Here is a 6,066-nt window from a genome sequence, read left to right on the forward strand (position 1 = left end):
ACAAAGGACCAGGACATGGCCGACAGCAGCCTTCCGCGTGCCGAAGTGGGCTTATTGCTCTATCGCAACTGCCAGCAGGCGATGGTCCATGGCATGACCGACCTGATCGACATTGCCGGACAATTCTCGGTCCAGCATGGCGGCCCGGTGGTGCGCGTCAGCCATTGGCAGATGCAGGCCGATAGCTGCTTCGCCCGCAGCCATGACACGCATGAAGGATTGGGCGGCACGCCCGACATCTGGCTGGTCCCCGGCCGCCTGACCGGCGTGCCCGAGGCGGAGGAAGCCGCGCCCTATGCCCGCTGGCTGCTCGATCGCCATGCCGCTGGCGCCACCCTCGCCTCCAATTGCGGCGGCGCCTTCCTGCTGGCGGCGACCGGCCTGCTCGACGGCCGCCCTGCCACCACCCACTGGTGGTTCGCCGACGCCTTCCGCACCCGCTTCCCCGCCGTGCAGCTCGATTGCGACCGCATCGTCATCGACGATGGCGATATCATCACCGCCGGCGGGCTGATGGCCTGGACCGACCTTGGCATGCGACTGGTCGACCGGCTGCTTGGCCCGACGGTGATGCTCGACACCGCCAAATTCTTGCTGATCGACACGGCCGGGCGGGAGCAGAAGCATTTCGCCCGCTTCCTGCCGCGCCTGACCCATGGCGACGAGCCGATCCTAAAGGTGCAGCACTGGCTCGCCGCGCGGGAGGCGAAGGCGGTCAGCGTCACCGAGATGGCGGCGCAGGCCGCGCTGGAGGAACGCACCTTCCAGCGCCGGTTCAAGGCGGCGACGGCCATGACCCCGATCGAATATGTCCAGCATCTGCGCGTGGCAAAGGCGCGCGAGCATCTGGAATTTACCCGGCGCACGATCGACCAGATCGCCTGGAGCGTCGGCTATGAGGATGCCGCCGCCTTCCGCAAGCTGTTCCACCGCCTGGTCGGCCTGTCGCCCGGCGACTATCGCGCCCGCTTCGCCGCACCCAGCGCACAGGCGGCATGACGGCAGGCATGAGGAAGGTTCTTGCGACCTTCGACGCGCCCCGCTAAGTTCCCGTTTCGTTCCCAAAAAGGATAGTTATGGACAGCCTTGCCGCCCTTCTCATTCCCGTCGCGCTGCTGATCGGCCTCGCCGTCGGCTGGCTGCTCAAGGGCAAGGCGCTGGCGCCGCTGACCGCCGAAAAGGCCGATCTGACCGGCAAGCTCGACATCGCCACCGCCCAGCGCAACGGCGCGATCGCCGAACTGGCGGTGGAGAAGGAACGGGTCGCGCAGGGCATGGCCCAGCTCGCCCGGCTCGAATCCGCGCAGGCCGCATCCGAACAGCGGATCGAGGCGCTACAGGCCGCCGCCAGCCAGCGCATCGAGGTGATCCAGACCGAGCGCGAAGCCGCGCTGCGTGACCTCGCCGCGCTCCAGTCCGACATCCATGCCCGCACCCAGGCGTTCGAGCAGCAGATCGCCGCGCTCAAGGACGCGAAGGAACAGCTTTCCGCCCAGTTCAGCGAAATCGGCGGCAAATTGCTCGAATCCGCCCAGACCCAGTTCCTGACCCGCGCCGACCAGCGCTTCGCCCAGGCGAGCGAGAAGAGCGAGGCGCAGTTGAAGACGCTGCTCAACCCGGTCGAAACCACGCTCAAGCGCTATGAGGAAGGCCTCGCCCGCGTCGAGAAGGACCGGGTCGGCAGCTATGCCGAACTGCGCGAGGCGGTGCAGCAGGTTCATCTGGGCCAGGGCCAGGTGCGCGAGGAAACCGCCAAGCTGGTCAACGCCCTGCGCGCCGCGCCCAAGACGCGCGGTCGCTGGGGCGAACAGCAGTTCAAGAATCTCATCGAAACCGCCGGCCTTTCCCCGTTCGTAGACTTCAAGGAGGAGGTGTCGGTCGCAGTCGAGGACGGCCGCCTGCGCCCGGACTTCGTCATCAACCTGCCCGGCGACCAGCAGATGGTGGTCGACGTCAAATGCTCGCTGGTCGCCTATCTGAACGCAGTCGACCAGGTCGACCCCGCACAGCGCGACGCCCATATGCTCGACCATGCCCGCGCCATGCGCACCCATGCCGACGCGCTGGGGCGCAAGGCCTATTGGGAACAGTTCGACAAGGCCCCCGACTTCGTCATCATGTATGTGCCCGGCGACAATTTCGTCACCGCCGCGCTGGAGGCGGACATGGAGCTGTGGGAACGCGCCGCCAAGAATCGCGTCATCATCTGCGGCCCGGCCACCTTCCTGCCGCTCGCCCGCACGCTGGCGGGCCATTGGCGCCAGGCCAAGATGCAGGAACAGGCGCAGCAGGTCGGCCAGCTCGGCAAGGAACTCTATGAGCGCCTGTCCGTCGCCGCGACCCACCTCAAGCGCCTCGGCTCCGGCCTCAACAGCGCAGTCTCCAACTATAACAGCTTCATCGGCAGCTTCGAAACCCGCGTCCTGTCCACCGGGCGCAAGTTCCGCGATCTCGACATCGAGACCGGCGGCAAGGAGATCGAGGCGATGGAACCGCTCGACGTCCTCGCCCGTGACGCGCAGGCCGACGAAGCGCGCGCGCTGCCGGCGGCGGAATAGGATCGTCTCGGGCTAGCTTGCCGCCACAGGCGCGGACGGAAGCGTCGCGGATCCCGGACGACGCGGCCGCGCCTGCATCCAGGCAATCAGCCCCGCAACCGCCAGGCTGGCGGCAACGCCGCCGGCCACGGGCACGCCCAGCATCAGCCCCGTCATGCAGACCGGGGCATGAACGGCATAAAGCGGAAAGGAAAGTGCCCCCGCCGCCGTCATCCACCGCGATTGTCGCTGCCAGCGCAGCCCGCCCGCCAGCATCAGCGGACAGACCAGCAGGATGAAGACCATGCCACTGATCCAGCCATCCGCGTCGATCACCGTGCCGATGCCAAAATAGAGCGGCATCGCGACCAGGGCCGCCAGCGGCGGAACGGCAATGGTCGGCCTGTCGCGCCACCAGCGCCACAATATGACCCCCATGCCATAGGCGCACATCACCCGCGGCAGGCCGAAGAAGAAGCTGGCAGGCTGCGCCCCCACGTCCATCCCCACACGACTGGCGACAACCGCGAACAGGGTCGCGCTCAGCAGCACGACATGCACCAATATCCTGGTCGACAAGCGGCGCAGGACAAGGCCGTGTGCCATGTTGGCGATCAGTTCCAGGAGGATCGACCAGGCCGGCCCGTTCAACGGATAGAGACGCCCGGTGAAGAGGCTGGGAATCAGCAGCAGATTGGCAAGGGCCACCGGCCAGAGCGACATCTCATTGGTGAGGAGGAAGCCGGGCAGCGCGATCAGCCCGGCTATGGCCATCACTGGCAGGAAGCGTCGATATCGCGCACGAACAAAGTAGATGGTCGACAGCCCCTGCCCCAATCGCGCTTCATAAGTGCGCGCCATCACATAGCCGCTCAGCATGAAGAAGAAGTCGACCGCCAGATAGCCGTTGCCCCGCGCGTCGCCCGTGGTCCAGGTCAGCGCATGGAACAGCAGGACGCTGAGTGCGGCAATCCCGCGCAATCCATCGAATCCGATCAGCCGCCCCTGCATGGCGCGGCTATAGCGGGCAAGCCTTAAGAATCTGCCCATTGCCGCCCCGCCCCGGCGCTGGCATGGCTGCCCCCATGAAAAAGATCGGCCTGCTTGGCGGCTCCTTCAATCCGGCGCATGGCGGGCATCGCGCCATTTCGCTGTTCGCCAGGGACGCCCTGGGTCTCGACGAAATCTGGTGGCTGGTATCGCCCGGCAATCCGTTGAAGCCCGCCAGGGGCATGGCGCCGCTGCCCGTCCGCCTTGCCCATGCGCAGAAAATCGCCCGCCGCGCGCCGATTCGCGCCACCGCGATCGAGCGCCAATTGGGCACGCGCTACACCGTCGACTCGCTGCGCGCGCTCCGCCAGCGCTACCCCCGCAACCACTTCGTCTGGCTGATGGGCGCCGACAATCTGGCGCAATTTGGCCAGTGGCGCGACTGGCGCGGCATAGCACGACAGATGCCCATTGCCGTCATCGCCCGTCCGGGCTATGATGACGCTGCCCGTGGCTCTACGGCCATGAGTTGGCTGCGGCGCTTCGTCCGGTCCGCGCGCCAGAGTGCAGACTGGACGAATTGGAGACCACCGGCGCTCGTGCTATTGCGCTTTCGCCCTGATCCAAGATCGGCAACCCTGCTACGGCAGGCGGACCCCCTCTGGCATCGCGAATATGAAGCAACGTGTGTGCGCGATCCGCTCACGCGCCGGATGATCGTCTAGATTGGAGTTTAATTGACTAACCTCGCCCCTGCCAACGATACGGCGCCTGCCGCCGATAGCGTGGCCGCCCTGCACGCCCTTGTCATGCAGTCGCTCGACGACGACCAGGCGCAGGAAACCATCTCCATCCCCCTCGAAGGCAAGAGCAGCATCGCCGATCATATGGTGATTGCGAGCGGCCGTTCGTCGCGTCAGGTCGCGGCGATCGCCCAGCATCTGGCCGAACGGATCAAGAAGGCCACCGGCCGCTCCGCGCGGGTCGAAGGCCTGCCGGTCGCCGACTGGGTGCTGATCGATGCCGGCGACGTGATCGTCCATCTGTTCAAGCCGGAAGTGCGCAGCTTCTACAATCTGGAACGGATGTGGGGCTTCGTCGACGCGCCGGTCGCGGGCAACGCCTGATCCTTGCCGTCGCGCCCTTCGACATGGGCGCGATGACAGGCTAGGGGGGAGCCATGCTCCTCCACATCATCGCGCGCGGCAAGATCGGGCGCTCGCCCGAAGCCGATCTGGTCGACCGCTATGTCAAGCGGCTGACCATGCCGCACAAGATCACCGAAATGCCCGACCGGGGCGGCAAGCTGCCGCCCGTCGGCCCCGGCACGGTGACGGTCATGCTCGATGAAAAGGGCAAGCAACTTTCCTCGATGGACTTTGCCCGGCGGATCGAGGGCTGGCGCGACACCGGCACGCGCGAGATCCGCTTCCTGATCGGCGCGGCCGACGGCTTCGACGATGCCGAACGGACCAATGCCGACCTGCTGATCGCCTTTGGCGCCATGACCTGGCCGCACATCATCGCCCGCGCCATGCTCGCCGAACAGCTGTGGCGCGCCTGCTCGATCCTCGCCAACCACCCCTATCACCGCGAAGGCTGAGGCTCGACATGCCCACGGCTTGCGCCTAGTCAAAGCCCTATCGGGCGGGACAAGCGGTTGAAGCGCAGCATCATCAGCAACAGCATCACGGGCATCGCACTGGCGGGCATCGTGGCCCTTGTCGCCACGCGCCTGCCCGCCGCGGACGATGCCGCGATCATCCTGCCCGGCACCGCCGGCACCACGCTGGCACAGGAACAAAAGGCGCTGCGCGACGCCCGCCGCCAGTCGGTGGAGGCTGCCGACCGATCGGTCCGGCTGGAGCGCCAGGCCGGCATGGCCCGTGACGAGGCCGAACAGGCCGGCCGCCGCGCCGCCGCCATGGCCGCCCGCATCCAGCAGGCCGAGGCCGATGTGCAGGCCGCCCAGGCCCGCATCGCCATCATTGCCCGGATGCAGCGCACCCAGGCCGCGCGCCTCGCCGCCAGGCAGGAACCGGTGGTGCGACTGACCGCCGCGCTGCAGATGATGAGCCGCCGCCCGCTCGCCCTTGCCCTCGTCCAGCCCGGATCGATCAGCGACGCCGTCCATATGCGCGCGGTGCTGGGACAGGTGCTGCCGGTGATCGAGCAGCGCACCGCTGGCCTGCGCGCCGAGCTGGACCGCAGCCGCGCGATCCGCGCCACCGCGCAGCAGGCCGCCGACGCCCTGACCAAGAGCCGCCGCGATCTTACCGATCGCCAGGCCGCCCTGCGCCAGCTCGAAACGCAAAAGCGCGTCGCCGCCCGCGACTATCGCGCCAATGCAGGCCTCGAAAGCGAACGCGCACTGGCGCTGGGCGAGAAGGCGCGCGACATTGTCGACCTGATGGACCAGCTGGAGGTGGCGAGCGACCTGCGCGATCGCCTGGCGCAACTGTCCGGCCCGGTGCTGCGCCCCGCCCGCCCCGACCAGGCCGGCGCCCCTGCCCCCGACCGCGAGGCGCTGGACAGCGGC

Annotated in this window: 7 protein-coding genes; 6 read left to right on the forward strand and 1 reads right to left on the reverse strand. The window is 67.6% G+C overall.

Features of this window, described 5'->3' with window-relative positions; genetic code table 11:
• Positions 1–15 precede the first annotated feature (15 nt).
• Both A0U87_RS02665 and rmuC read left to right on the forward strand, forming a co-directional pair.
• Positions 16–999, forward strand: coding sequence for a GlxA family transcriptional regulator (locus A0U87_RS02665; protein WP_048936227.1), 984 nt, complete (start codon positions 16–18; stop codon positions 997–999).
• 77 nt (positions 1,000–1,076) lie between these two features.
• Positions 1,077–2,558, forward strand: coding sequence for a DNA recombination protein RmuC (rmuC, locus tag A0U87_RS02670; protein WP_048936226.1), 1,482 nt, complete (start codon positions 1,077–1,079; stop codon positions 2,556–2,558).
• 12 nt (positions 2,559–2,570) lie between these two features.
• On the opposite strand, the gene A0U87_RS02675 is transcribed toward rmuC, so the two are convergent.
• On the reverse strand, positions 2,571–3,587 hold the full coding sequence (locus A0U87_RS02675) for an acyltransferase (RefSeq protein WP_080993505.1): 1,017 nt from the start codon (positions 3,585–3,587) through the stop codon (positions 2,571–2,573).
• 35 nt (positions 3,588–3,622) lie between these two features.
• Between A0U87_RS02675 and A0U87_RS02680 the strand changes: the two genes are divergently transcribed.
• From A0U87_RS02680 to A0U87_RS02695, 4 genes are all read left to right on the forward strand, one after another.
• Entirely contained in the window at positions 3,623–4,252 is a 630-nt protein-coding gene (locus A0U87_RS02680; RefSeq protein ID WP_048936224.1) for a nicotinate-nucleotide adenylyltransferase, read from the forward strand.
• Between the two features lie 12 nt (positions 4,253–4,264).
• Positions 4,265–4,654, forward strand: a complete 390-nt coding sequence (rsfS, locus tag A0U87_RS02685) for a ribosome silencing factor (RefSeq protein WP_004209841.1) — start codon at positions 4,265–4,267, stop codon at positions 4,652–4,654.
• A 53-nt stretch (positions 4,655–4,707) separates the two neighbouring features.
• The gene (locus A0U87_RS02690; protein WP_048936223.1) at positions 4,708–5,130 is read left to right on the forward strand and encodes a 23S rRNA (pseudouridine(1915)-N(3))-methyltransferase RlmH; all 423 of its coding nucleotides are present in this window, start codon (positions 4,708–4,710) and stop codon (positions 5,128–5,130) included.
• A gap of 57 nt (positions 5,131–5,187) precedes the next feature.
• Positions 5,188–6,066: metalloendopeptidase (locus A0U87_RS02695; RefSeq protein WP_137405197.1), on the forward strand; the 879-nt coding region annotated here is incomplete at its 3' end.

The sequence above is a fragment of the Sphingobium sp. MP9-4 genome (assembly GCF_005281675.1).
GTDB classification, from domain to species: domain Bacteria; phylum Pseudomonadota; class Alphaproteobacteria; order Sphingomonadales; family Sphingomonadaceae; genus Sphingobium; species Sphingobium yanoikuyae.